Source organism: Brachybacterium sp. SGAir0954 (assembly GCF_005490785.1).
Lineage (GTDB): Bacteria > Actinomycetota > Actinomycetes > Actinomycetales > Dermabacteraceae > Brachybacterium > Brachybacterium rhamnosum.
In genome coordinates this window covers 1,442,287-1,467,733 of record NZ_CP027295.1, presented here as the reverse complement: position 1 = coordinate 1,467,733, position 25,447 = coordinate 1,442,287, and the positions used below count along the sequence as shown (strand labels likewise).

Genomic DNA, 25,447 nt, shown 5'->3' with positions numbered 1-25,447 from the left:
CCTGTCCCCGGGGCGCGCGACGGGCGACAATCACGAGGTGACAGACCCCGTGCCCTCCCTCCTCCCCGAGCTCCTCGCCGGTGACCGCGCCCCCGCCGCGCGCACCCTCGTCGACGTCCTCGCCCGGACCGTCGCCGCGAACGGCGACGCCCCGGCCCTCGACACGGGACTGACCTCCCTCACCTACCGCGAGCTGCACGACGCCGCGGATGAGGTCGCCGACCGCCTCGCCGCGATCGGCGCGGGCCCCGGCGACGCCGTGGGCGTGCGCATCGCCTCCGGCACCACGGACCTCTACATCGCGATCATCGGGATCCTGCTCGCCAACTGCGCGTACGTGCCGGTCGACGCCGACGACCCCGACGAGCGGGCCCGCGTGGTCTTCGAGGAGTCCGCCGCCGTCGCCGTCATCGGCGACGAGCTCGCGATCACGGCGACCGACGTCGGCGCCGGCCGCGCCGCCCGCGAACGGGCCGCGGTCACCCCGGCCCAGGACGCCTGGATCATCTTCACCTCCGGCTCGACCGGCAAGCCCAAGGGCGTCGCCGTCTCCCACCGCAGCGCCGCCGCCTTCGTGGACGCCGAGTCGCGGATGTTCCTCCAGGACGCGCCCATCGGCCCCGGGGACCGGGTCATGGCCGGGCTCTCCGTCGCCTTCGACGCGAGCTGCGAGGAGATGTGGCTGGCCTGGGCCTACGGCGCCTGCCTCGTGCCCGCTCCGCGCTCCCTCGTGCGCTCCGGGGTCGACGTCGGCCCCTGGCTCACGGCCAACGCCATCACGATCGTCTCCACCGTCCCCACCCTCGTCTCGCTCTGGCCGAACTCCTCCCTGGAGAAGGTGCGCCTGCTCATCATGGGCGGCGAGGCCTGCCCGCCCGAGCTCGCCGCCCGCCTGCAGGCGCCCGGCCGCGAGGTCTGGAACACCTACGGGCCCACCGAGGCGACCGTCGTCGCCTGCGGCGCGCAGCTCGACGGGCAGGGCCCCGTGCGGATCGGCCTCCCGCTGGACGGCTGGGACCTCGCCGTCGTCGACGAGCAGGGCGTGCCCGTGCCGGAGGGCGGCACCGGGGAGCTGATCATCGGCGGCGTGGGCCTCGCCCGCTACCTCGACCCCGCCAAGGACGCCGAGAAGTACGCCCCGATGCCCACCCTCGGCTGGGAGCGCGCGTACCGCTCCGGGGACCGCGTGGTCAACGATCCCGCCGGCCTCCTCTTCGCGGGCCGCGCCGACGACCAGATCAAGCTCGGCGGCCGCCGCATCGAGCTCGGCGAGATCGACGACCAGATGCTGCGCCTGCCGGGCGTCGTCTCCGCGGCCGCCGCCGTGCGCCGCACCGCCTCCGGCAACCAGCTCCTCGTCGGCTACCTCACCGTCGACGCCGCCTACGACGCCTCCGCGGCGCGCGCCCTGCTGCGCGAGCGCATGCCCGCCGCGCTCGTGCCCCGGCTCGCGGTCGTCGACGAGCTGCCCACCCGCACCTCCGGCAAGGTGGACCGCGACGCGCTCCCCTGGCCGCTGCCCGCCTCCCGCACCGAGCAGGACGGCGGCTCCTCCCTGCACGGCACCGCCGCGTGGATCGCCGAGATCTGGGCGGACGTCCTCGGCGCGGAGGTCACCTCCGGCACGGAGGACTTCTTCGACCTGGGCGGCGGCTCCCTCACCGCGGCGCAGGTCGTGGGCCGCCTGCGGGAGCAGCACCCCGAGGTCGCCGTGGCCGACGTCTACACCCACCCGACCCTCGCCGGCCTCGCCGCCGCGGTCGAGTCGATGGGCGTGGCGACCGCCCGCAGCGACCGCGAGGTCCCGCCGCTGCGCCGCGGCTTCCAGCTCGCCCAGCTCGTGGCGCTGCTGCCGCTGCGGGCGCTCGGCGCGCTGCGCTGGGTGGCCTGGCTGCTCGTCGCCTCCGCCCTCGCCGCGCCCGTCCTGGACCTGCCGTGGCTGCCCGCGGTCCCGCTCGCGGTGACGATCCCGCTCGCCCTCGCCGTGCTGCTGCCGCCGGTGCGGATGACGATCGCGGCCCTCCTCGCCCGTCTGCTGCTCGCCGGGGTCCGTGAGGGCACGCACCACCGCGGCGGCCTCGTGCACCTGCGACTGTGGATCGCCGAGCGGGTCCAGGAGGAGCTCGGGGCGACCCACCTCACCGGGGCCCCGTGGATCCCGTTCTACGCGCGCCTGCTCGGGGCGCGCCTGGGCCGCGACGTGGACCTCCACTCCCTCCCGCCCGTCACCGGTCGCCTCCACGTCGGCACCGGCGCGAGCGTCGAGCCGGAGGTAGACCTCGCGGGGACCTGGATCGACGGGGACACCCTGCACATCGGCACCGTGCGCATCGGCAAGCACGCCCGCGTGGGCGCCCGCTCGACCCTCGGCCCCGGAGCCCGCATCGGCCACGACGCGGAGGTCGGCCCCGGCAGCGCCGTGCTCGGCGAGGTGCCCGCCGGCGAGTTCTGGTCCGGCTCCCCCGCGTCCCGTCGCGGCCGGGCCCGCGGCCCCTGGTCCCCCGAGCACCCCTCCCGCAGCCCGCTGTGGCTCGCCGCCTACGCGCTCGTCGCGCTCCTCGTCGGCTCCCTGCCCGGTCTCGCCGTGCTCGCCGGGGCCGCCGTGCTGCTGCCCGCCGCGAACGGCACCGCGTCCCTGCGCGAGGCGATCCTCGCCGCGCTCCCCTGGCTGCCGCTCGCCGCCCTCGCCGGCTACCTGCTGCTCGGCGTCGGCGTGCTCGTCCTGACCCGCCTCTTCGCCCTCGGCATCCGCCCCGGCCACCATCCCGTGCGCTCCGCCGCCGGCGTGCAGATCTGGGGCACCCTGCGCCTCCTCGACGAGGCCCGGAACTGGCTGTTCCCGCTGTACTCCGGGGCGCTCACCCCGATCTGGCTGCGCCTGCTCGGCGCGAAGGTCGGCAAGGGCGTCGAGGCCTCGACCGTGCTGCTCATCCCGAGCCTCGTCCAGGTGGGCGACCACGCCTTCCTCGCGGACGACACCATGGTGGGCTCCTACGAGCTCGGCGGCGGCTGGATCCGCGTGGAGCGCGTGAAGGTGGGCCGCCGCGCCTTCGTCGGCAACTCCGGCATGCTCGCCCCGGGCCGCAAGGTCCCCAAGAAGTCCCTCGTCGCCGTGCTCTCCGCGGCGCCGCGGCGCAAGGGCGCGAAGGCCGGCAGCTCCTGGATGGGCAGCCCGCCGCGCAGGCTGCGCCGCACCGGCGGCGAGGCCGACGAGTCCCGCACCTACGCGCCCGCGCGGCGCCTGCACGTGTATCGCGGCCTCGTGGAGACCTGCCGGATCGTGCCGCTGCTGCTCGCCGTGCTCCTGCACGCGGCCGTCAGCGCGACCCTGCTCGCGCTGCTCGTGCGGCCCGGCGACGGTCTCGCCGCGGCCCTGCTGCTCGGCGGGCCCGTGCTGCTCGCCGGCTCGGTCGCCGCGGCCCTCATGGCGGTGCTCGCGAAGTGGCTCGTCGTGGGCCGCCACCGCGAGGGCGAGCACGGTCTGTGGACCTCCTTCGTGTGGCGCAACGAGCTCGCGGACACCTTCACCGAGGTGCTCGCCGCGCCCTGGTTCGCCCGCGTCACCACCGGTTCCCCCGCGCTCGTGTGGTGGCTGCGGGCGATGGGCGCCCGCATCGGCCGCGGCGTCTGGTGCGAGAGCTACTGGCTGCCCGAGACAGACCTCGTCACCCTCGGCGCGGGCGCCACCGTGAACCGCGGCTGCGTCGTCCAGACCCACCTCTTCCACGACCGCGTGCTGAGCATGGACACGGTGACCCTCGACGCAGGTGCGACCCTGGGTCCGGGCAGCGTGATCCTCCCCGCCGCCCGGATCGACCGCCACGCGACCGTCGGGCCCGTCTCGCTGGTCATGCGCGGCGAGCGCGTGCCCCCGGGCACCCGCTGGACCGGCAACCCCATCAGCCCCTGGGCGGAAGAGGAGAGCGGATGAGCTCGCAGAGCAACCACCACCACGGCGGTCGCGGCGGCAGCGACCCGTACGTCCCCGGCCACGGCGACGCCTCCTACGGCGTGCTCCACTACGACCTCGACCTCGTCTACAAGGTCGACACGAACCGGCTCGACGCCGAGGCGACCCTCACCTGCCGCGGTCTCGCCGACGCCCCGTCGCTGCGCCTGGACCTGCGCGGCCTCACCGTCCGCGCCGTCAAGGTCGCCGGGAAGCCCGCCAAGCACACCCACGAGGGCGGCGCGCTCACCGTGAAGCACCCCGTGCGCGAGGGCGAGGAGCTCACCGTGCACGTGAAGTACGCGGGAAAGCCTCACCCGGTGCCCTCGAAGGTGCTGGGCAGCGCCGGCTGGGAGGAGCTGACGGACGGCGTCATCGTCGCCGCGCAGCCCCACGGCGCGCCCTCCTGGTACCCGTGCAACGACCGGCCGGACGACAAGGCCACCTACACGATGCGGGTCGCCGCCCCGCCCAGCCATTGGGTCGCCCTCGCCGGGGAGCTCGAGGGGAAGCACCGCAGCGGTGCCGTCACCACCTGGTCCTACCGCCAGGACGTGCCGATGCCGACCTACCTCGCGACCGTGCAGATCGGCCGGTACACGGCGGTCGAGCACGAGGGCGGCCCGGTGCCCGTGCGCACGCTCGTCCCCTCCGGGGTGGGCGAGCGGGACCTCGCGCCGACCTTCGGCCGGCAGGGCGAGATGATCGCCTTCTTCGCGGGCCTGTTCGGCGACTACCCCTTCGCCTCGTACACGGCCGTGATCACGGCCGACGACCTCGAGATCCCGCTCGAGTCGCAGGGCCTGTCCACCTTCGGGAAGAACTTCGTGGGCGAGGACTGGGAGTCCGAGCGGCTCGTCGCCCACGAGCTCTCCCACCAGTGGTTCGGCAACGCCGTGACCCTCGCCCGCTGGCAGGACATCTGGCTGCACGAGGGCTTCGCCTGCTACTGCGAGTGGCTGTGGGCGGAGGAGACGGGGCATGCGAGCGTCGCCGAGGAGGCGCGCCGCCACCACGCCGGCCTCGCCCGCAAGAAGCAGGACCTGCTGCTCGCGGATCCGGGCCCCGAGCTCATGTTCGACGACCGCGTCTACAAGCGGGGCGCCCTCACGGTCCACGCGCTGCGCCGCCGCGTGGGCGACGAGGCCTTCTTCGCCCTGGTCTCCTCGTGGATCGCGGAGCACTCGGGCGGCTCCGTCACCACCGAGATGTTCGAGGAGCACGCCCAGGCCGCCGCCGGGGACGACGACCTCTCCGACCTGTTCGGCGCCTGGCTGCACGAGCGCGAGCTGCCGGAGCTGCCGGACGAGCCCGCGCCGCGCGAGCCCACCCACCGCGGCCTGCGCGGACTGTTCAGCCGCTCCTGACGACGTGCCGGGCCCCGTCGGCCCGGTCGGCCGGGCCTGCCCTGCCGGGTCGCCCCCGTCGGCCCCGCCGCTCCGTCGGCCGGGCTGCGGGACCTCCTCGACCGCATGTCCGCTCCTGGGGCTCGACCCGTACGAAGAGGTCCCGCACTCCAGGAGCTCACGGGACGTCATCGCGCAGGTCCCCCGCATACGGGCCGCATCTGCGCGATAACGTCCCGACCCCGCCGCGGCTCAGCCCGGCGGGCCGACGGGCAACGCAACCGCGGGCCGCTACTCAGCCCGGCGGCCCGCCCGGCAGCGCGATCGCGGCGACGAAGCCGGGTGGCGCCGCGATCCGGCGCACGTCGACGTCGGCGAGCCGCACCTCCGGCATCGGGGTGCGCAGGCCCGTGCCGAGCAGCTTGAGCACTGCCTCCTTGCCTGCCCACAGCCGGGCCCGGCCCTCCGACGTGCGGGCGAGGTGCTCCTCCCCCGGCGCGAGGACGAGCGACGGGTCCCAGCGGGCATCGACCGCGGCGATCTCCTCGATGTCCACGCCGATCCCGCCTCCGAGGTGGACTGCGGTCAGCAGATGCGGACCGGACCGGGACAGGCTCACCCCGATCCGGACGCCGTCCCCATCGGCCTGCCCCGCCACCCGCGCCCAGGGCCGCCCGTGCGCGGAGGAGCCGCAGGCGGGGCACAGCCGCCCGGCGCGCACGTCGGCCGCCGTGATCCGCCTGGCCGGCACACCGGCCACGTCGGCCCCGGCGTCCGTGAGCAGATCGGCGACCTGCGCCCGCAGGGCCCTGTCGGCGTCGGTGGCCACCGGGAGCAGGCGCACATGCACGGACGGCGCCGGACCCGCTGGTCCGACGCCGTCCGCGCGCGAGGGGGTGATCACCGGGGGATCAGAAGTCCCAGTCCTCGTCGTCCGTGTCGACGGCCTTGCCCATGACGTAGCTCGAGCCGGAGCCGGAGAAGAAGTCGTGGTTCTCGTCCGCGTTCGGGGAGAGCGCCGCGAGGATCGCGGGGTTCACCTCGACCTGGTCCGCCGGGAAGAGCGCCTCGAAGCCGAGGTTCATGAGCGCCTTGTTCGCGTTGTACCGCAGGAAGGTCTTGACCTCCTCGGTCCAGCCCACCGGGTCGTAGAGGTCCTCGGTGTACTCCTCCTCGTTCTCGTACAGCTCGAAGAGCAGCGAGAAGGTGTAGTCCTTGAGCTCGGCCTGGCGCTCCGCGGAGGCCTGCTCGTAGGCCTTCTGGAACTTGTAGCCGATGTAGTAGCCGTGCACGGCCTCGTCACGGATGATCAGGCGGATGATGTCCGCGGTGTTCGTGAGCTGGCCGTGGCTCGAGTAGTGCATGGGCAGGTAGAAGCCCGAGTAGAAGAGGAACGACTCGAGCAGCGTCGAGGCGATCTTGCGCTTCTCCGGGTCGTCGCCCTGGTAGTAGCCCATGACGATCCCGGCCTTCTTCTGCAGCGCGGAGTTCTCCTCGCTCCAGCGGAAGGCGTCGTCGATCTGCTTCGTGTTCGAGAGCGTCGAGAAGATCTGCGAGTAGGACTTCGCGTGCACGGACTCCATGAACGCGATGTTCGTGTACACGGCCTCCTCGTGGGGCGTCACCGCGTCGGGGATCAGGGAGACCGCGCCCACCGTGCCCTGCACCGTGTCCAGGAGCGTGAGCCCCGTGAACACGCGCATGGTGAGGGTCTGCTCCTGCTCGGTGAGCCGGCCCCACGACTGGATGTCGTTGGAGAGCGGCACCTTCTCGGGGAGCCAGAAGTTGCCGGTCAGGCGATCCCAGACCTCCTGGTCCTTCGGATCCGGGATCCGGTTCCAGTTGATCGCCTGGACGGTCGTCTTCAGGTGGTCGTTCACCGCAGCCTCACTGTCACGTCTGGGAGTTGATCGTGGCCAGTCTAGGCGGGCGCGGCGGCCCGGAGCGGGCCCGCCGGGCCGTGACGCAGTGGGGCTTCCCACCCGCCCCAGGGCGCCCCACGGGAAGACCGAGGTCGGGGGCGCGGAGCAGCGTCCGCGGCCGACCGCGGAGCCCGCGAGCTCCGGCGCGAGGACGCGGTTCGAGGGCGAGTCGTGCGGCCGCGCGGCGTGAAGGCGAGTCGTGCAGGCGCGCGATGCGAGAGCGCGCGGCGTGAGGGCGCGCCGCTCGGGCGCAGGGGTCCGCGATCCCGCGCCGCGCGACGAGCGCCTCGCGCGGCGCCCGCCGGCGCCGGGCGCCGGGGTGGCGGGCCCACTCCCCCTCGACCTCCTGCTCGACGCCCGGGCGAGGGCCTGGACCTCCCGGCTACGGCGGGAGAGCCGGACGAGCCGGGCGCGGGCGTCGACAGGGTCCGAAGCCCCTCGTTCGACGCACCCCTTGCCGTAGTACGTCTGCCGTAGTACGGTCGTCGTAGCAGGGAGACGTCCTCCCCGCCGTCACGACGAGGAGGACCGATGATCGGAGCCGACGCGATCCGCGGGCACATCGATCTGATCCTGCTCGCGATCCTCGAGCACGGGCGCTCCTACGCCTACGAGATCTCCAAGACGCTCGAGCGCCGCTCCTCCGGCGAGTACACGATCAAGCAGACGACCCTCTACACGGCGGTCAAGCGCCTGCAGGCCCAGGGTCTGCTCGATGCGCACGAGGAGCTCTCCGAGACCGGCAAGCCCCGCACCTACTACGCCCTCACCGTCGAGGGCCACGAGCAGCTCGCCCTGAAGCGCGACGAATGGCGCAGCACCCGCGCCCTCGTCGACCAGTTCGCCGTCCCCACCGGGGACGCGCAGCCCTCCTCCGCAGCTCAGCCCTCCCACGAACAGGACCAGGTCCCGTCATGAGCGTCATCGACTCCTATCTCGACACCCTCTTCGCGCCCTACCCCGACACCGCCCGCATGCGGGAGGCCCGCATCGAGCTGCGGGACATGATGGAGGACTCCGTGCAGGGCCTCATGGGCGAGGGCCTGACCGAGTCGCAGGCCCTGGGCCGCGTCATCGCGGACTTCGGCAGCCTCGAGGAGGTCGCCGGCGAGCTCGGCATCGACCGCGAGCTGGGCCGCGCCGCGCACGGTGCGCACTCCGACACCGAGGACCGCCCCACCCTCGACCTCCCGCGGGCGCAGGAGTACGCCGCCGCCGCGCGCGGGGTCCAGGGCTTCTCGGCCGCCTCGATCGTGCTGTTCGTGCTGTGCCCCGTCCCCCTGATGCTCGCGATCGCCGTGCACGGCACGGTCGTCCCCGAGCCGGCCCCCTGGGCGATCGGGATCGGACTCGTGCTGCTGCTGGTGGTGGTCGCCGCCGGCGTGGTGCTGATGACCGTCCGTGGGGCCCGGCTCGCCGGGTTCGAGGACGTGACCGAGAGGACGTCACGCCCCTCCCCCGAGGTGCGTCGCTACGCCGCGGACCTCCGCACCGAGCACGCCCGCACCCGCGCGATCGGCGGCGCCGTCGCGACCACGCTGTGGATCCTCGCCGCCGCGCCGGTGGTGCTCACCGCCTTCGCGGCGGACGGCGACAGCAGCAGCGTGCTGCCGCTCTACGGCGTGGTGGGCACGCTGGTCATGGTCGCGCTCGGCATCGCCTTCATGTTCTCCACGAGCTGGTCCTCCGACGTCGCCGAGACGCTGCTCGCCACCGAGACCGGCGAGGAGTCGCTCGAGAACAGCTCGTCGCCCGCCGTCCGCGCGATCGCCGCGGTGTACTGGCCCGTCTTCGCAGGGGTCTACCTCGGATGGAGCTTCTTCACCGGCGACTGGGGACGCACCTGGATCATCTGGCCCGTGGCCGGTGTGCTCTACGCGGCGCTGTGGGCGCTGAACTCCGCGCTCGAACGCCCCGAGGAGCGGCGCCCCGCCCGCTGAGGGGCGGGGCGGCTCAGGCCGTCGCGCGGTGCCGGGTGCGTCCGGCGATCACCAGGCACGTGACCGAGGCGGCGACGCCGACGACCATGACGATGCCCATCGGCACGGCGGACTCGGTGCCCGCGACGCCCACGAGCGGCGAGGCGATCGAGGCGGAGAACGAGAAGCCGAGGCCCAGCAGGGCGGAGCCGGTGCCCGCGCGGTCCAGCGCCTCGCGCGAGGCGAGGGCGCCCGCGTTGCCGAAGATGAGGCCCTGCGGGGCGACCATGAGGAAGAAGCCCGGGATGACGATCCACGCCGGGGTGCCCAGCAGCAGCGCGCCGATCAGCAGGCTCACGGAGGCGACGGACGTCACCGAGAGGCCGACCTTCACGAGGGTGCGCGGGGCCACGCGGCCGGAGAGCCGCGCGGAGGTGAGCGACATCGCCATCATGCCCACCGAGTTGATCGCGAAGAGCACCGAGTACTCCTGCGAGCTGAAGCCGAGCATCTCCTGCATGACGAAGGAGGAGGCGGCGACGTAGGCCATGAGGGAGAACGCGGAGAAGGCGTTGACCATCATGTACGAGGTGAACTGGGGGCGGCGCAGGAGGTCCCCGGTGCTCGTGAGGAACAGCCGGAACCCGCCGCTGTGGCGCCGGGAGCGCGGCAGCGACTCGGGGATCAGCAACAGCACGCCGATCAGCGAGATCAGGGACATCGCGGCGATCACGAGGAACACCTCGCGCCACTGGCCGACCAGCAGGATCAGCCCGCCCAGCAGCGGGGCGACGATCGGGGCGACGCCGCCCACGCCCTGCATGATGTTCATGGTGCGGAACAGCTCGGGGCCGTCGGTGAGGTCGATGAGGACCGCGCGGCCCAGCACCATGCCGAAGCCCCCGCCGATCCCCTGCAGCACGCGGAAGATCAGGAGCACCTGGATGTTCGGCGCGAGCGCGCAGACGATCGAACCGACGAGGCACAGCACGATCCCGACGAGCAGCGGTCCGCGGCGGCCGAGGCGGTCGGAGAGCGGGCCGGCGACGATCTGACCGCCCGCGGTGCCGACGAAGAACGCGGTGATCGTCAGCTGCAGCAGGGCGGCCGTGGTGCCGAGGTCGCTCGTCACGTCCGGGAACGCCGGGATGTACATGTCGGTCGCGAGCGGGCCGATCGCGCTGAGCGTCGTGAGCACGACGATCACCATGACGGTGACCTTGGAGCGGGTGCGGGCGTACTCGGCCTCGCTGGGGAGGTGCGCGAGGTCGCGGTCGGCGAGGTCCTCGAGCACCGGGATGCCGCCGGTCATCGTGGTGGGGATGGGGCCGGTGAAGGTGCGCGGCTCGGCGTCCTCGTGGGAGGCGCCGGACCGGCGGGTCTCGGGTGCGGGGGTGGGCTGCGACGGGGTGCGGTCGTCGTCGGGCGCAGTCATCGGTGATCTCACATCGAGGGGAGGGAAGGGGACACGGGATGCCGGGGGCAGGGACCGCTCGCTCGAACCTACCCCCGCAGCGCGCGGATGTGCACGTTCACGGCCACGGAGTGGACCGGCCCCCTCTGTCGGCCCGCTGACACCGTCTCGCCGAGCCCCCGTCGGAGGGTCTATCCTCGTCGCCGCCACAGTCGGTTCGGGGGAATCCGCATGGTCGCCCCGATCCGGCGTCGTGCCAGACGTCCCCGAGCATCGGAGCCCTCCGTGTCCACTGAACCCCGCCGCACCGTCGCGGAGCCGCCCGACTCCCCCGCCCCCGGCGCGAAGGCTCTGAGCGCGCGCGTGCTCGCGCTGGCCCTCGCGGGAGCCCTCGGCGGGTTCCTGTTCGGCTTCGACTCCTCCGTGGTCAACGGCGCCGTCGGCGCCATCGAGGGGCAGTTCGGCCTCGACCCCGCGATCACCGGCTTCGCGGTCGCGAGCGCCCTGCTGGGCTGCGCGGTGGGCGCCTACTTCGCCGGTCGTCTCGCGAACCGCTGGGGCCGCATCCCGGTGATGCTCGTGGGCGCCGTCCTGTTCCTCTCCTCCTCGATCGGCGCGGGCCTCGCCTTCGGCGTCGCGGATCTCGTGATCTGGCGGATCATCGGCGGCCTCGGCATCGGCATCGCCTCGGTCACCGCCCCCACGTACATCGCGGAGATCGCCCCGCGGAAGATCCGCGGCCGCCTCGCCTCCCTCCAGCAGCTCGCGATCACGATCGGCATCTTCGCGGCGCTGCTGTCCAACGCGGTGCTCGCGAACAGCGCCGGCGGCGCCGCCCAGCAGCTCTGGCTGGGCCTGCCGGCCTGGCGCTGGATGTTCCTCGTGGGCGCCGTGCCCGCCGTCGTCTACGGCGTGGTCGCGCTCGTGATCCCCGAGTCCCCGCGCTTCCTCATGATGAAGGGCAAGGAGGAGAAGGCTCGCGAGGTGCTCGCGACGATCGTCGCGCCCGAGGAGATGGACCGCGAGCTGCGGGACATCCGCGAGGCGCTCAAGGACGAGGAGATCGGCCGCTCGGGCTCCCTCAAGGGCAGCCTGCTGGGCCTGAAGCCCATCGTGTGGGTCGGTATCGCCGCCGGCATGCTCCAGCAGTTCGTGGGCATCAACGCGATCTTCTACTACTCCACGACCCTGTGGCAGTCCGTGGGCTTCACCGAGTCCGACTCGTTCACGATCTCCGTGGTGACGGGTCTGGTGAACATCGCCGTCACGTTCATCGCGATCGGTCTCGTGGACCGGATCGGCCGTCGGCTGCTGCTGCTGATCGGCTCGAGCGGCATGATCGTCACCCTCGCGACGCTCGCCCTGTCCTTCTCGCAGTCCGTCGAGGTCGACGGCGCACCGTCCCTGCCGGGGGCGTGGGGCCCGATCGCGCTGGTCGCCGCGAACCTCTACGTGGTCTTCTTCGGCGCGACCTGGGGCCCCGTGCTGTGGGTGCTGCTGGGCGAGATCTTCCCGACCCGCCTGCGCGGCAAGGCGATGGGCGTGGCGACCGGCATGCACTGGATCGCGAACTTCATCGTCAGCACCTCCTTCCCGGTGGTGGCGGACGTGTCGCTGGGGCTCGCGTACGGCATCTTCACGGCCTTCGCGGTGATCTCGCTGCTGTTCGTGAAGCTGTTCCTGCCGGAGACGAACGGGCTGTCCCTCGAGCAGGCGGACACCCTGCTGCCCACGACCCGCAGCTCCGAGCGGTACCGCCGCCGCTCCTGAGCGGAGCACCCTCGAGGTGCACGACGAACGCCGGAGGGCGCTGGGAGATCTCCCAGCGCCCTCCGGCGTTCCTGCGCCCCGGGAGGGGCGGGTGCCGTCAGCCGGCGGTCGTCGGCAGCGGGGTCCGGCCCGCCCCGGCGGTCTCGGGGCCGACGGATGCGCGGCCGCCGTCCACGGCGCCGTCCGTCGGCACCGCATCCTGTGCGGGGACCTGGGCGAGAGCCGCGGCGGGCACGTCGGGGACGTCGTGGTCGTGCTCGTCGCAGGAGATGCGCAGGGCGTCCTCCGTGCGGAGCAGGTCACGGCCGCGGGTCTCGGGGACCAGGAAGGTCGAGGCGACGGTGATCGAGGCGAGCGTGCCCATGTAGACGGCGAGCACGGTCCAGTTGCCGCCGGTCCAGGCGAGCATCGACGCGCCGAGCACGCCGGCGAGGCCGCCGGCGAGCACCGCGGAGATCTCGCGGGCCATGGCCACGCCGAGGTAGCGGTGCTTGGCGCCGAAGAGCTCGGGCAGCATCGCGCACTGCGGGCCGAGCATGGTGTTCACGGCGACGCCGATGCCGATCGCGATGACGGCGACCGCGACGCCCTCCCCCGCGGAGGAGAGCAGGTACCAGGCCGGGAAGGTGTAGGCGAGCATGAAGACGGCGCCGGCGCGGTAGACGGGCACGCGGCCGAACCGGTCGGAGAGGTGGCCGGAGAGCGGGACCGTGATCATGCCGATGAGCGCACCGATCGTGACGCCCCAGGTGACGGTGCCGCGGTCCATGCCGATCGCGGCGGAGGTCACGAAGGCGAGGGCGAGCGACTGGAACATGTAGCTGCCGCCGTTCTCCGCCATGCGCAGGCCGATGCCGACGACGACCCCGGCGCGGCCGCGGGTGAAGATCTCGCGCAGGGGACGCTCGGCGACCTGCTCGTGCTTCTCGAGGTGCACGAAGGTGGGGGTCTCGCGCAGGTGGGAGCGGATGAACAGCGCGATGATGATCAGCACGAACGAGGCGAGGAAGGGCAGGCGCCAGCCCCAGGCGAGGAAGGACTCCTCGGGCATGAGGGTGAGCAGGGAGAAGACGAGCGCGGCGAGGAGCGTGCCGCCCTGGATGCCGATGAACGGCAGGGCGGAGAAGAAGCCGCGGCGGCGCACGGGCGAGTACTCGGCCATGAGCACGGTGGCCCCGGCCTGCTCGGCGCCCGCACCGAGTCCCTGCAGGAGGCGGAGCACCACGAGCATGATCGGGGCGAGGTAGCCGGCCTGATGGAAGGTGGGCAGCACGCCGATGAGGGTGGAGGCGCCACCCATGAGCAGCACCGTGATCACGAGGACCCACTTGCGGCCCAGGCGGTCGCCGAGGGTGCCGAAGATGAGTCCGCCGAAGGGGCGGGCGACGAAGCCGACGCCGTAGATGCCGAAGGCGGCGACGGTGTTCATCGCGGGGTTGCCCTCGGGGAAGAACAGTGTGTTGAACACGAGCGCGGTCATGAGGCCGTACATCGCGAAGTCGAAGTACTCCATCGCGCTGCCGATGCTCGAGGAGAGCGTGGCGCGGCGGAGGTTCGCGGCGTAGTCAGCGGACGCAGCGGCGGCAGCAGGGTCCGTGGCGTCGGGCTGCGGGGCCCCCGTGGGGTGAGGGGAGTTCGTCGTCGAGCTCATGGCATCTCCTTCGATGCGACCGAAGCGGGCAAGGGCGTCGGATGCGGGCGGCGTGCGCCGCGGGTGACGCCCACTGTACTCAATTCTGAACGCTGTGCAACAGGTTGAACGAACGGGTTTCCTGTGGATCCACGGCCGCGACGCCGGAGGGCCGGCCGGAGGTCAGGACGGGCGGCGCGAGAGCGGGTTCGTGAGCTGGGCGGCGATCCCCACGAGGGCCTCGCCGATGCCCGCGACGGTGCCCTCGTCCGCCTCGGCGGCGCTGAGGGCGACGCCGACGGCCATGCGGGGGTCACCGGGCTGCCAGGGATCCAGGGGCGCGGCGACGCCGTGGACGCCGGCGAAGGACTCCCCGCGGTCGATCGCGTAGCCGCGCTCCCGGGCGGCGGCGATCTTCTCGCGCACCTGCTGCGGGGTGCGCACGGACAGCTCGGTGGAGGGCGTGAAGGTCGAGGCCCCGAGGACCTCCTCGACCTCGGCATCGCCCATGGCGAGCAGCATGGCGTTGCCGACCGCGCAGTGCACGAGCGGCAGGCGCGAGCCGAGCGGCGTGCCGAGGCGCTCACGACGACCCTCGTGGCGGGCGAGGTAGATCGCGTCGGGCACGTCGAGCATGGCGACCTGCACGACCTGGCCGCGCAGCAGCGGATCCGCCTCGACGACGGCGTAGAACTCGCGCACCTGGTTGAACTGGGCGGCGAAGGCACCGCCGAGCTCCGCGGTGCGCAGCCCCAGGCGGTAGCCGCTCTCGGCACGCTGGATCATGCCCTCCACCTCGAGGGCCTGGCAGATGTTCGAGGCGGAGGACTTCGCGATCCCGAGGCCGCGGGCGACCTCGGAGAGGGTCAGCGGGGCGCCGGCGGCCTCGAGCGCCCGCAGCACCCCCATCGCACGGCTCACGGCGGGTGAGGGGTCGCGCCCCTCGGGGGTGGTGCTGGCGCTCATGGGCACTCCTGGTCGATCAGTAGAACTCGACGGTGTCCACCACGTTACGCAGCTCCCGCCCGTCGAGGAAGCGGTCGAGGTTGTCCACGAACAGCCGCACGATCCGCTCCTCCTCGCGCGAGGACAGCGCCGCCGTGTGGGGGCTGACCAGGACACGGGGATGATCCCACAGGGGGCTCGACTCCGGCAGCGGCTCGGTCGCGAAGACGTCGAGGGCGGCGAAGCCCACACGGCCGTCCTCGAGGGCGGCGTGGAGCGCGACCTCGTCGATCACGGTGCCGCGGCCGACGTTCACCACGATCGTGCCGGGACGCAGGGCACCGAGCACCTCCTCGCCCACGAGGCCCTCGGTCGCGGCGGTGCCGGGCAGGGTCACGACGATCGCGTCCGCGCGGGCGGCCGCGGCGGCGAGGTCGTCGATCGCGACGAGCTCGTCGACGCCCTCGAAGGCCTCGCCGCTTCGGGTCGTGCCGAGCACGCGCGCGCCCGCGGCGCGGAAGAGGGAGGCGCACGCGCGGCCGATGCCGCCGAGGCCCACGACGAGCACGGTCATCTCGTCGAGATGCTGCATCTCCCAGCGGTCGGTCCACTCGTGGGCCCGCTGCTGGGCGCCGAGGCGCGGGAGGGTCTTGGCGCCGGCGAGCACGCCGAAGAGGGCGAACTCGGCGAGCGGCCGGCCGTGCACGCCGGCGGTCGTGGTGAAGGTGATGCGGTCGAGGGCCTCGCGGTCGAGGCCGGCGGCGAGGACCTGCGAGCCGCCGCCGGCGGCCATGGCCTGCACCCAGCGCAGGCGCGGGTTCGCGGCGACGGTGCGGGCGAGCGCGGCGGGGTCGACGTCGGGCAGGGAGAAGAGCACGTCGGCGGAGTCCACCATCGCGTCGAAGGCGGCCTGCTGCTCGGCGGTGCGCTCGTGGGCGGGGTCGCCGGACCAGTCGGCCGGGCCGCGGCGGGGGCGGTAGAGCGCATGATCGCGGACGACCTCGACGCGGGGCTGCGCCTCCTCGATGCGGCGGCAGAGGTCCTCGGGGAGGTCCGTGGCGATGACGACGCGGAGCCGGTCGGTGGGCGCGGCGGCGCGATCACCGACGGCGGGGGCGGGAGAGGTGGTGGACACGGGAGCTCCTTCGCTCGGTCCTCTGCGGCGAGGCCGGTTCGGCAACGGGGGCGGCTCCACCCTAGCGCGTGTTCAACATATTGGACACTGTTCTACTGTTTGGTCTCGCGGTAACCTCGTGCCATGAGCCACGACGACGTCCTCCTCCCCGCCCCGACACCCCAGCCGGTGTCACCCGCCTCCGCTCCGGACGGCCCGGCGCCGACGGTGGGCGTGCTGGGCCTCGGCGCCATGGGCCTGCCCATGGCCGAGCACCTCCTCGCCGCCCACGGCGCGCTCACGGTGAGCTCCCGCCGGCCTCGGCCCGAGCTCACCGACCGGGGCGCCGCCTGGGCCGCGACCCCGCGCGAGCTCGCCGCGGCGAGCACCGCCGTGCTCGTCATGCTCCCGGACCTCCCCGAGCTCGAGCCCCTGCTCGAGGGCGAGGACGGCCTGCTCGCCGGCGCGGGCGACCTCCTGCTCATGATCGGCTCCACCTCCTCCCCCGTCGCCGTGCGCGCCCTCGACGCGGACCTCCGCTCCCGCACCGACGGCCGCGTGCGGGTCGTGGACTGCCCCGTCTCCGGCGGCGAGGACGGCGCCCGCGCCGGCACCCTGTCGATCATGCTCGGCGGCGCCGAGGAGGACACGGCCCTCGCGGCCCGCCTGCTCGCCGCCTGCGGCACTCCCGTGCGCCTGGGCCCGCTCGGCGCCGGCGAGGTCGCCAAGGCCTGCAACCAGCTCATCGTCGGCGCGACCGCGCTCGCCCTGGGCGAGGTGACCGTGCTCGCCGAGCGCAGCGGGATCGACCTCGAGACCCTCTTCGACGTGCTGGGCGGCGGCTACGCGGGCTCCGCGTTCCTCCGGGCGCGCCGCGAGAAGTTCACGACCGGCGACGACTCCCCGAGCGGCGTCGCGAAGTACATGGTCAAGGACCTCCGCTTCGCGGCGGAGACCGCGGAGGCCACCGGCACCCAGGGCACTCTGCTCCCGGCCCTGCGCGCCGCCTACGACGAGCTCGTCGACGCGGGCCTCGGCGATCTCGACCTCGCGGCCACCCGCCGCTTCACCGCCGGTCGGTCCGGAGCCCGCGAGGAGGGCTGAGCGCGCCGCGCCAGCGGGGTCGGCGTTCGCGCAGGGCTCAGTGGTCGTTCGCGCGCAGCCGCTCCCGCTCGGCGCGACGCTGCGGACGCAGCCAGGACGGGTAGACCCACAGCGGCATGACGCTGCGATAGCCGGTCATGAGCAGAACTGCTCCCCAGAGGATGAGCTCCCCGATCACCGCGACCGGGATCAGCACGGACGCCTCGGTGCTTCGCACGCTGTGGACGGACGTCACGGACGCCGACGGGCGGGCCTCCCCGTGGGGAGACCCGCCCGTCGGCGGAGGGGGACTTCAGAGCATGCAGCTCACGCAGCCCTCGACCTCGGTGCCCTCGATGGCCATCTGCCGCAGGCGGATGTAGTAGAGGGTCTTGATGCCCTTGCGCCAGGCGTAGATCTGCGCCTTGTTGACGTCACGGGTGGTGGCGGTGTCCGGGAAGAAGAGGGTCAGCGACAGACCCTGGTCCACGTGCTTCGTGGCCTCGGCGTAGGTGTCGATGATCTTCTCGTACCCGATCTCGTACGCATCCTCGTAGTACTCGAGGTTGTCGTTCGTCATGTACGGCGCCGGGTAGTACACGCGGCCGATCTTCCCCTCCTTGCGGATCTCGATCTTGGAGACGATCGGGTGGATCGAGGAGGTCGAGCCGTTGATGTAGGAGATGGAGCCCGTGGGCGGCACCGCCTGCAGGTAGGCGTTGTACATGCCGTGCTTCTTCACGTCCTCGCGCAGCTGCGTCCAGTCCGCCGGGGTGGGCAGGTGCACGCTCGAGGCCTCGAAGATGGCGCGGATCTTCTCGGTGCGGGGGACCCACTCGCCGTCGATGTACTTGTCGAAGTACTCGCCGGTGCCGTAGGCGGAGTTCTCGAAGTCGTAGAAGACCTCGCCGCGCTCCTTGGCGATCTCCATCGAGGCGCGGATCGCCTGGTAGGTCACCGCGTAGAAGTACATGTTGGTGAAGTCCAGGCCCTCCTCGGATCCGTAGTGGATCGCCTCGCGGGCGAGGTAGCCGTGGAGGTTCATCTGGCCCAGGCCGATCGCATGGGACTTCCGGTTGCCCTCCGCGATGGTGGGCACCGACTCGATGTCCGAGGTGTCGGAGACGGCGGAGAGGCCGCGGATCGACGTCGCGATGGTGCGGGCGAAGTCCGGGGAGTCCATCGCCTTGGCGATGTTCAGCGAGCCCAGGTTGCAGGAGATGTCGCGGCCCAGCTCGTCGTAGCTGAGGTCGTCGTTCATCGTGGACGGCGTGGCGACCTGCAGGATCTCCGAGCACAGGTTCGAGTGGGTGACCTTGCCGGGGATGGCGTTGGCCCGGTTCACCGTGTCCTCGAACATGATGTACGGGTAGCCGGACTCGAACTGCAGCTCGGCGAGGGTCTGGAAGAACTCGCGCGCCTTGATCTTCTTCTTCGCGATGCGCGGGTTGTCGACCATGTCGCGGTAGTTCTCGGTGACGTTGACGTCCGCGAAGGGCTTGCCGTACTCGCGCTCCACGTCGTACGGGGAGAACAGGTACATCGGCTCGTTCTTCTTCGCGAGCTCGAACGTGATGTCCGGGATCACGACGCCCAGGGAGAGGGTCTTGATGCGGATCTTCTCGTCGGCGTTCTCGCGCTTGGTGTCGAGGAAGCGCAGGATGTCCGGGTGGTGCGCGTGCAGGTACACGGCACCGGCGCCCTGGCGCGCGCCGAGCTGGTTCGCGTAGGAGAAGGAGTCCTCGAGGAGCTTCATCACGGGGATGACGCCGCTGGACTGGTTCTCGATGTGCTTGATCGGCGCGCCGTACTCGCGGATGTTCGAGAGCAGGAGGGCCACACCGCCGCCGCGCTTGGACAGCTGCAGGGCGGAGTTGATCGAGCGGCCGATCGACTCCATGTTGTCCTCGATGCGCAGCAGGAAGCAGGAGACGAGCTCGCCGCGCTGGGCCTTGCCGGCGTTGAGGAAGGTGGGGGTCGCGGGCTGGAAGCGGCCGTCGAGGATCTCGTCGACCAGGTCGCGGGCGAGCTGCTCGTCACCGCGCGCGAGGGCGAGGGCGACCATGAGGACGCGGTCCTCGAAGCGCTCGAGGTAGCGCTTCCCGTCGAACGTCTTCAGCGTGTACGAGGTGTAGTACTTGAACGCGCCGAGGAAGGTCGGGAAGCGGAACTTCTTCGCGTACGCCTGCTCGGAGAGCGACTCGATGAAGGAGAAGTCGTACTGGTCGAGCACGGCCTGCTCGTAGTACTCGTTCTCGACGAGGTAGTCGAGCTTCTCCTTGAGGGAGTGGAAGAACACCGTGTTGGGGTTCACGTGCTGCAGGAAGTACTCCCGCGCGGCGAGGCGGTCCTTGTCGAACTGGATCTTCCCGTCCGGTCCGTACAGGTTCAGCATCGCGTTGAGCGCGTGGTAGTCGAGCTGCTTGTGGTGCTCGACCGCTGGCATCTCGGTCAGTGTCGCCAAAACTCTTCCAATCCGTCGTGGACCCGCTGCACGTCGCGCGGCGTGCCCAGGAGTTCGAACTTGTACATGTGGGGGACCTGGCACTTGGCGGAGATGATGTCCCCCGCCAGGCAGTAGGTCTCGCCGAAGTTGGTGTTCCCCCCACCGATCACGCCCCGGATCAGGGTCCGGTTGCGCTGGTCGTTGAGGAACTTGATGACCTGCTTGGGGACGGCTCCGCGGCCGTTGCCCCCGCCGTAGGTCGGGACCATGAGGACGAACTCCTCGTCCATGACGAGGGGCTCCTCCTTGGGGTAGAGCGGGATCCGCTGCGCGGGGAGCCCGAGCTTCTCGACGAAGCGGCGGGTGTTGCCCGACACCGAGGAGAAGTAGACGAGGGCGGACACGCCTTCCTCCCTCCGGGTCGTCAGACGGCGGCGGTGCGGCGCGGCGCCGCGGCGCCGGCCGAGGCGACGACCGCCTTGATCTTGTCCGGGCGGAAGCCGGACCAGTGGTCCTCACCGGTGATGACGACGGGGGCCTGCACGTAGCCGAGCGACTTGATGTGCGCGAGGGCCTCGGCGTCCTCGGTCACGTCGACGACGTCGTAGGCCACGCCGGCCTTGTTCAGGGCGCGCTTGGTGGCGTCGCACTGGACGCAGAGGGGCTTGGAGTACACGGTGATGTCCACGGGAAGAGGGCCTTTCTCGAGCGCCGCGCCGAGGCGGCGCGAGGAGCGGTGTTCATGCGGTGAGCGGGGTGGGATCCCTCCGGCGAGGACCCCTGATCAGGGGCCCGTCCGGCGGTTCTGCGGTGGATCACCGCGACCTCTCCAACACTACACCTAGTGGTGCCCGGCTGGGGAGACCACAAGATGTACTGAACTACATGTCTGTCATCCACAGCACTCCTGTGGAGGGGATGTGGATGGCGGGGGACGGCGGTGGACGAGGACGACAGCGCGCCGCCCACCACGCACGAACCCCGAGGACGCGGGCCCTGAGGGCCTGTGGACGGGGGTCCGGGCGGCCCTCCGCCGGTGGGGACGGACCCCTCCGGGAGCAGCACCCCGGGGCTCGACGTGAGGTCCGTCGCCCGGCGAGGATCGTGATCCGCTCGGCGTGTCCCGGCGTCTCGTCCCCCGGGCTCCCCCGGCCGTCCCCAGACCGTCCCCAGCACGCCCCGCCGACGGCGCGGGGCCGACACGTCGCAGGGCGCCGCACCCGGGGGTGCGGCGCCCTGTGACGGTGTGGGGAAGGTGCCCGGTCAGCGGCCGGCGTCCGGCGCGGACCCCTCCCCCGTCGACGGCTCGGCGGCATCGGAGGCGGGGCCCTCGGCGGATCCGGCGGCGGCCGGGGGCCAGCTCGAGCGGATCGGACCGGTGGACTCGTGCGGGAGCGCGGGATCCTCGGACGACGAGGAGGCGGCGACGTCGTCCCCGACCGGCTCGCCCTCGACCGGCTCACCCTCGCTCGGCACGCCCTCGACGGACCAGGCATCGACGATGCCGTCGGTGCGCGTGGACGGCTCGGCCTCGCTGGAGAGGTCCGGGAGGACCTCGGTGGGCTCGCCCGCGAGCGGGGCCGGCTCCGACGGGAGCACGACGGGCTCCGCAGGAGCAGGGGGCTCGGCAGGCTCAGTAGCCTCGGTGGGCTCGGCAGGCTCCGTGACGGTCGAGGCGGCAGCGGCGGGGGCGACCACCTCGATCCCGGTCCCCTCCTCCGCGGCCACCGGGGCGTCGGCCTCCGGCTCCTCCTTCTCCACGACCGCGTCGATGTCGCGGCCGTCGGCCTCGACGATCGCGGCGAGCACCTTGCGCAGGAGCGCCACCTGCTGCTGGGCGGAGGCGGGGCCGGAGATCGGCGCCTCGCCCTTCTCGACGAAGGCGTGGAACGCCTCCCACATCGACTCCGCCGAGCCCAGGCCCGCGACGGTCGCGACCTCGGTGACGACGCCGGACTTCTTCTCCCGCAGGTGCAGGGTGGAGCGACGGTCCCCGTGGGAGGGGGCGAACAGCTCGAGGTCCAGGCGCTTGCGCGCGGAGAGGATCTGCAGGGTCTCGGAGTACTCGGGGGCGAAGGGCAGGTAGTGCCACACGAGGTGCACGTGCGCGCCGCCCTCGAGCTCGCCGAGCAGCTCGATCGAGCCGGGGATGACGCCCTTGGGCCAGTGGCGCACGGCGGTGAGCTCGGTGAGCGGGCCGTAGACGGACTCGATGACGGAGAGCTGATGGGCCACGCCCGTCAGCAGACCCTTGACGTAGAGGTCGCGGTCGCGCTGAGTGGCGCTCTCGCCGCTGCCGGCGACCACGGCCTCCTGCAGGGCGTTGCGGCGCTCGCTGCGCTGCTCCGCCGGCAGGTCGTAGGCCGAGGTGGTGACGTGGGCGCCGCCGAACAGCGGCTGGCTCGCAGGCATGAGGACCCGGTGCTCGATCATCCGCACGTCCTTGACGGCGATCTGCTCGGCGATGCGCCCCACGGAGTCGTCGTACTGCTGGGGGTACGCCATCATCACGAGGTTCCGGCCGGTCATCCGCTCGAAGTCCGCGATCTTCGCGATCTCCGCGGCGGAGTAGCCCAGCGGCGGCTCCACGAGCACGGGCACACCGCGGCGCAGGAGCTGCAGGAGGTCGTCGACGTGGAGACCGTCGGTGGACAGCAGTGCGGCGTCCACGGTGATCGCGCGAGAGCGGATCGCGTCGACGAGCTCGCCGACGGTCGCGTACCGCTTCTCCTCGGCGATGCCCCAGACCTCCGCGGACTCGCGGCGCCGACGCTCGGAGTGGTCCACCAGCGCGGTGACGGCGAAGCGGTCCCAGCGCCGTCGCAGCACCGGCAGATGGACCGCCTGGGCCATCGTCCCGGCGCCGATGACGGCGATGTTCAGGGTCTTGGGCATGTCGGGGGAGCTCCTCGGGCTGGGCGGGGCGGGCGCCCGGACCGCGTGCGGTCGCCGTGGGGCCTCACCGGCCCGGGGCGCCGCGCACGGCCGGCGCGGGCGCTGCGCCTGTTCTACCACACACACCGGGGCCCTCACGGGGCGGTCCCGCACGGCCCGGGAGCGCCCGCGGCGGTACGGTGTCCCCGATCGTCGACCCCTCCTGGAGGTACCGTGCCCACCGCGTTCTACTACGGGGCCCGCGCCCTGGTGCGCCCCTATGTCCGCCTGTTCTGGAAGCCCCGCGTGACCGGGCTCGAGAACGTGCCCCGGGAGGGCGGGTACGTCATGGCGGCGAACCACCTCGCCAACGTCGACTCCTTCCTCATCCCGGTCGTGTTCGACCGCGAGGTCCACTTCGTCTCCAAGGACGACTTCTGGAAGAAGCCCGGCCTCAAGGGCTGGATCCTCAAGACCTTCTTCGAGCAGGTGGGCGCGGTGCCGCTGGACCGGGAGGCGCTCTCGAGCGGCAAGGGCGCACTGCAGGCGGGCCTCGAGGTGCTGCGCGAGGGGCACGGGTTCGGCATCTACCCCGAGGGCACGCGCTCCAAGGACGGCCTGCTGCACCCGGGGAAGCAGGGCGCGGCATGGCTCGCGATCGAGTCCGGCTGCCCGGTGGTGCCGGTGGGCGTGAAGAACACCCCGTCGATCTTCTCCGTCCCGTGGCGGAAGGTGCGCGGCACGGTGTCCGTGCGCGTGGGCCGTCCGATCGAGGTCGCCGAGATCGATCCGAGCCTGAGCAAGGGCGCCCGTCGCCGCCTGCTGACGGCGCGGATCATGGACGAGATCCAGAAGCTCTCCGGCCAGACCCGCTCCGACGTCGTCCTCCCCGACGCCGAGGTCTGAGCCCGGCTCCCGCGGATCCGGCGGGAAGGGAGCGGACCCCGGACCGCCCGCCCCCGCGCACGCCGTAGGATCGGGGCAGATCGCGCACCGTCGCGGCGCCCCGGTCCCCGAGCAGCACCCCAGGAGTGGTCATGGCAGTCGTCGTCGGATTCATCCCCACCGACGTGGGGTTCGCGGCGCTCGACGCGGCCCGCACCGAGGCGGAGCGCCGCGGCGGCCCGCTGATCCTGGTCAACGTGGTGCGCGACGGCGTCGAGGACGATCCCCGGCACGCCGACGAGGGACAGCTGGACATCGCCGCCGATCACCTGCGCGGCGCCGCGGTGCGCGTGGAGGTGCGCCAGGAGCGCACGGAGGACGACATCGCCGACGTGCTGCTGCGGGTCGTCGAGCAGGAGCGGGCCGAGCTGCTCGTGCTCGGGATCCGCCGGCAGCGGGAGCTGGGCCGGCACCTCATGGGCCTCACCGTGCAGAAGCTGCTCCTCTCCTCCCCCTCCGAGGTGCTCGTCGTCTGAGCGCCCGACCCTGACGAACGCGAGCGGCCCGCCTCCTTCCGGAGGCGGGCCGCTGCGCGTCGGGCCGTGAGGTCAGATCACTCGTCGACGGGATCGGCGCCGGGGACCTGCTCCTCGAGGCCGGCCTTGACCGCCGCCTCGATCGCCGCACCGACCTCCTGGTCGATGTTCTTCCAGTACTGGAAGGCGTTCGAGAGCACGGGCTCCTGGACCGTGGAGAGGGCACCGGAGACGGTCTCCACGAGACGGCCGCGCTCGGCCTCGTCCATGACCTCGCGGATCAGGGTGTGCGCCTGACCGAAGTCGTCGTCCTCCGCGTGCAGGGAGTAGGCGGAGCGCACGAGCGCGCCGTCGGCCTCCCAGCCGTTGTCCACGGGCCCCTGCGCCTCCTGGTAGGCGCGACCGAAGGAGTTCGGCGCGTACACCGGGGCGTCACCGCTGTGCAGGAACTCCATCGCGCCCTCCTTGTCGTAGGAGTTCGTCTCCACGAGCGGGCGGTTCACGGGCAGCTGGTTGAAGTTCGTGCCGAGGCGGTTGCGCTGCGCGTCCGGGTAGGAGAAGACGCGGCCCAGCAGCATCTTGTCCGGGGAGACGCCGGTGCCCGGCACGGTGTTCGAGGGGCTGAACGCGGCCTGCTCGATCTGCGCATAGTGGTTGGTGGGGTTCTGGTTCAGCGTGAACCGGCCCAGCGGGATGCGCGGGTAGTCCTTCTTCGACCAGGTCTTCGTGAGGTCGAAGGGGTTGAAGCGGTAGTCCTTCGCCTCGTCGTAGGGCATGAGCTGCACCTCGACGCGCCAGGACGGGAACTCGCCGCCCGCGATCGCGTCGAAGAGGTCGCGACGGTGGTAGTCCGCGTCGGAGCCCGCGAGCTCGCCGGCCTCCTCGTTGGTGAGGAACTCCAGGCCCTGCTCGGTGAGGAAGTGGTACTTGACCCAGAACTTCTCGCCGGCCTCGTTGACCCACAGGTAGGTGTGGGAGGAGTAGCCGTTCATGTGACGCCAGGACTTGGGCAGGCCGCGATCGCCCATGAGGTAGGTGACCTGGTGGGCGCTCTCCGGGGAGAGGGTCCAGAAGTCCCACTGCATGGTGTTGTCGCGCAGGCCGGAGTCCGGGAGGCGCTTCTGGCTGTGGATGAAGTCGGGGAACTTCATCGGGTCGCGCAGGAAGAAGATCGGGGTGTTGTTGCCGACGATGTCGAAGTTGCCCTCGCCGGTGTAGAACTTCAGCGCGAAGCCGCGCACGTCCCGCCACGTGTCGGGCGAGCCCAGCTCACCGGCGACGGTGGAGAAGCGGGCCAGCATCGGGGTCTTCGCGCCCTTCTGGAAGAGCCCGGCCTTCGTGTACTGGGAGAGGTCCTCGGTGATCTCGAGCTCGCCGAAGGCGCCGGAGCCCTTCGCGTGGGGGCTGCGCTCCGGGATGCGCTCGCGGTCGAAGCGGGCGAGCTTCTCGACGAGGGCGACGTCGTGGAGGAGCAGGGGGCCGTCGGCGCCGACGCTGAGCGAATGGGCGTCGCTCTCGCGGGGGGCGCCGGACTCGGTGGTCGAGGGCAGCGACGAATCGTGGTGGGCCGTGGGATCCAGGTGGGTCATGGGCTTCTCCTTCGGTCGGACGGTG

At 72.3% G+C, this 25,447-nt stretch carries 20 protein-coding genes; 8 read left to right on the top strand and 12 right to left on the bottom strand.

Annotation, left to right across the window (positions count from 1 at the left end):
- The first annotated feature begins 37 nt into the window (after positions 1-37).
- Both C1N80_RS06525 and C1N80_RS06520 read left to right on the top strand, forming a co-directional pair.
- Positions 38-3,931 (top strand): Pls/PosA family non-ribosomal peptide synthetase, encoded by a 3,894-nt coding sequence (locus tag C1N80_RS06525; protein ID WP_137770042.1) that lies wholly within the window; start codon positions 38-40, stop codon positions 3,929-3,931.
- Complete coding sequence (locus C1N80_RS06520; RefSeq protein ID WP_137770041.1) at positions 3,928-5,316, top strand: M1 family metallopeptidase; 1,389 nt, start codon at positions 3,928-3,930, stop codon at positions 5,314-5,316. Before C1N80_RS06525 ends, C1N80_RS06520 begins: the two co-directional genes overlap by 4 nt.
- 274 nt (positions 5,317-5,590) lie before the next feature.
- Here the strand turns inward: C1N80_RS06520 and C1N80_RS06515 are convergent, their stop codons facing one another.
- Both C1N80_RS06515 and nrdF read right to left on the bottom strand, forming a co-directional pair.
- Entirely contained in the window at positions 5,591-6,124 is a 534-nt protein-coding gene (locus C1N80_RS06515) for a 4'-phosphopantetheinyl transferase superfamily protein (RefSeq protein ID WP_168198049.1), read from the bottom strand.
- An 82-nt stretch (positions 6,125-6,206) separates the two neighbouring features.
- Entirely contained in the window at positions 6,207-7,175 is a 969-nt protein-coding gene (gene nrdF / locus C1N80_RS06510) for a class 1b ribonucleoside-diphosphate reductase subunit beta (protein ID WP_137770039.1), read from the bottom strand.
- Positions 7,176-7,748: 573 nt separating this feature from the next.
- Between nrdF and C1N80_RS06505 the strand changes: the two genes are divergently transcribed.
- The gene (locus C1N80_RS06505) at positions 7,749-8,135 is read left to right on the top strand and encodes a PadR family transcriptional regulator (protein WP_103385104.1); all 387 of its coding nucleotides are present in this window, start codon (positions 7,749-7,751) and stop codon (positions 8,133-8,135) included.
- On the top strand, positions 8,132-9,157 hold the full coding sequence (locus tag C1N80_RS06500) for a permease prefix domain 1-containing protein (protein ID WP_137770038.1): 1,026 nt from the start codon (positions 8,132-8,134) through the stop codon (positions 9,155-9,157). Before C1N80_RS06505 ends, C1N80_RS06500 begins: the two co-directional genes overlap by 4 nt.
- A 13-nt stretch (positions 9,158-9,170) precedes the next feature.
- Here C1N80_RS06500 and C1N80_RS06495 read toward each other — a convergent pair whose 3' ends face one another.
- Positions 9,171-10,571, bottom strand: a complete 1,401-nt coding sequence (locus tag C1N80_RS06495; RefSeq protein WP_168198048.1) for a multidrug effflux MFS transporter — start codon at positions 10,569-10,571, stop codon at positions 9,171-9,173.
- Positions 10,572-10,835: 264 nt separating this feature from the next.
- Between C1N80_RS06495 and C1N80_RS06490 the strand changes: the two genes are divergently transcribed.
- Entirely contained in the window at positions 10,836-12,320 is a 1,485-nt protein-coding gene (locus tag C1N80_RS06490) for a sugar porter family MFS transporter (RefSeq protein ID WP_370297245.1), read from the top strand.
- Between the two features lie 97 nt (positions 12,321-12,417).
- On the opposite strand, the gene C1N80_RS06485 is transcribed toward C1N80_RS06490, so the two are convergent.
- The 3 genes from C1N80_RS06485 to C1N80_RS06475 form a co-directional block, all read right to left on the bottom strand.
- Complete coding sequence (locus C1N80_RS06485) at positions 12,418-13,971, bottom strand: MFS transporter (RefSeq protein ID WP_137770036.1); 1,554 nt, start codon at positions 13,969-13,971, stop codon at positions 12,418-12,420.
- A gap of 162 nt (positions 13,972-14,133) precedes the next feature.
- On the bottom strand, positions 14,134-14,916 hold the full coding sequence (locus tag C1N80_RS06480) for an IclR family transcriptional regulator (RefSeq protein WP_137770035.1): 783 nt from the start codon (positions 14,914-14,916) through the stop codon (positions 14,134-14,136).
- 16 nt (positions 14,917-14,932) lie between these two features.
- A complete protein-coding gene (locus tag C1N80_RS06475; protein WP_137770034.1) occupies positions 14,933-16,030 on the bottom strand; it encodes a D-2-hydroxyacid dehydrogenase in 1,098 nt (365 codons plus the stop codon).
- A gap of 123 nt (positions 16,031-16,153) precedes the next feature.
- Here C1N80_RS06475 and C1N80_RS06470 point away from each other — a divergent pair, with 123 nt between their 5' ends.
- Positions 16,154-17,113 carry an NAD(P)-dependent oxidoreductase gene (locus C1N80_RS06470; RefSeq protein ID WP_137770033.1) on the top strand — a complete coding sequence of 320 codons (960 nt, stop codon included), beginning with the start codon at positions 16,154-16,156 and terminating at the stop codon, positions 17,111-17,113.
- A gap of 37 nt (positions 17,114-17,150) precedes the next feature.
- Here C1N80_RS06470 and C1N80_RS06465 read toward each other — a convergent pair whose 3' ends face one another.
- The 5 genes from C1N80_RS06465 to C1N80_RS06445 form a co-directional block, all read right to left on the bottom strand.
- On the bottom strand, positions 17,151-17,330 hold the full coding sequence (locus C1N80_RS06465) for a hypothetical protein (RefSeq protein ID WP_137770032.1): 180 nt from the start codon (positions 17,328-17,330) through the stop codon (positions 17,151-17,153).
- Between the two features lie 75 nt (positions 17,331-17,405).
- A complete protein-coding gene (gene nrdE, locus C1N80_RS06460) occupies positions 17,406-19,538 on the bottom strand; it encodes a class 1b ribonucleoside-diphosphate reductase subunit alpha (RefSeq protein ID WP_137770031.1) in 2,133 nt (710 codons plus the stop codon).
- A 5-nt stretch (positions 19,539-19,543) separates the two neighbouring features.
- Complete coding sequence (nrdI, locus tag C1N80_RS06455; protein ID WP_137770030.1) at positions 19,544-19,942, bottom strand: class Ib ribonucleoside-diphosphate reductase assembly flavoprotein NrdI; 399 nt, start codon at positions 19,940-19,942, stop codon at positions 19,544-19,546.
- A 20-nt stretch (positions 19,943-19,962) separates the two neighbouring features.
- Complete coding sequence (nrdH, locus tag C1N80_RS06450; RefSeq protein ID WP_168198047.1) at positions 19,963-20,226, bottom strand: glutaredoxin-like protein NrdH; 264 nt, start codon at positions 20,224-20,226, stop codon at positions 19,963-19,965.
- Positions 20,227-20,801: 575 nt separating this feature from the next.
- Complete coding sequence (locus C1N80_RS06445) at positions 20,802-22,433, bottom strand: Gfo/Idh/MocA family oxidoreductase (protein ID WP_137770029.1); 1,632 nt, start codon at positions 22,431-22,433, stop codon at positions 20,802-20,804.
- Positions 22,434-22,646: 213 nt separating this feature from the next.
- Between C1N80_RS06445 and C1N80_RS06440 the strand changes: the two genes are divergently transcribed.
- Both C1N80_RS06440 and C1N80_RS06435 read left to right on the top strand, forming a co-directional pair.
- Entirely contained in the window at positions 22,647-23,318 is a 672-nt protein-coding gene (locus C1N80_RS06440) for a 1-acyl-sn-glycerol-3-phosphate acyltransferase (protein WP_137770028.1), read from the top strand.
- Positions 23,319-23,449: 131 nt separating this feature from the next.
- Entirely contained in the window at positions 23,450-23,833 is a 384-nt protein-coding gene (locus C1N80_RS06435) for a universal stress protein (RefSeq protein ID WP_137770027.1), read from the top strand.
- Between the two features lie 77 nt (positions 23,834-23,910).
- On the opposite strand, the gene C1N80_RS06430 is transcribed toward C1N80_RS06435, so the two are convergent.
- Entirely contained in the window at positions 23,911-25,422 is a 1,512-nt protein-coding gene (locus C1N80_RS06430) for a catalase (protein ID WP_137770026.1), read from the bottom strand.
- Positions 25,423-25,447: the final 25 nt, after the last annotated feature.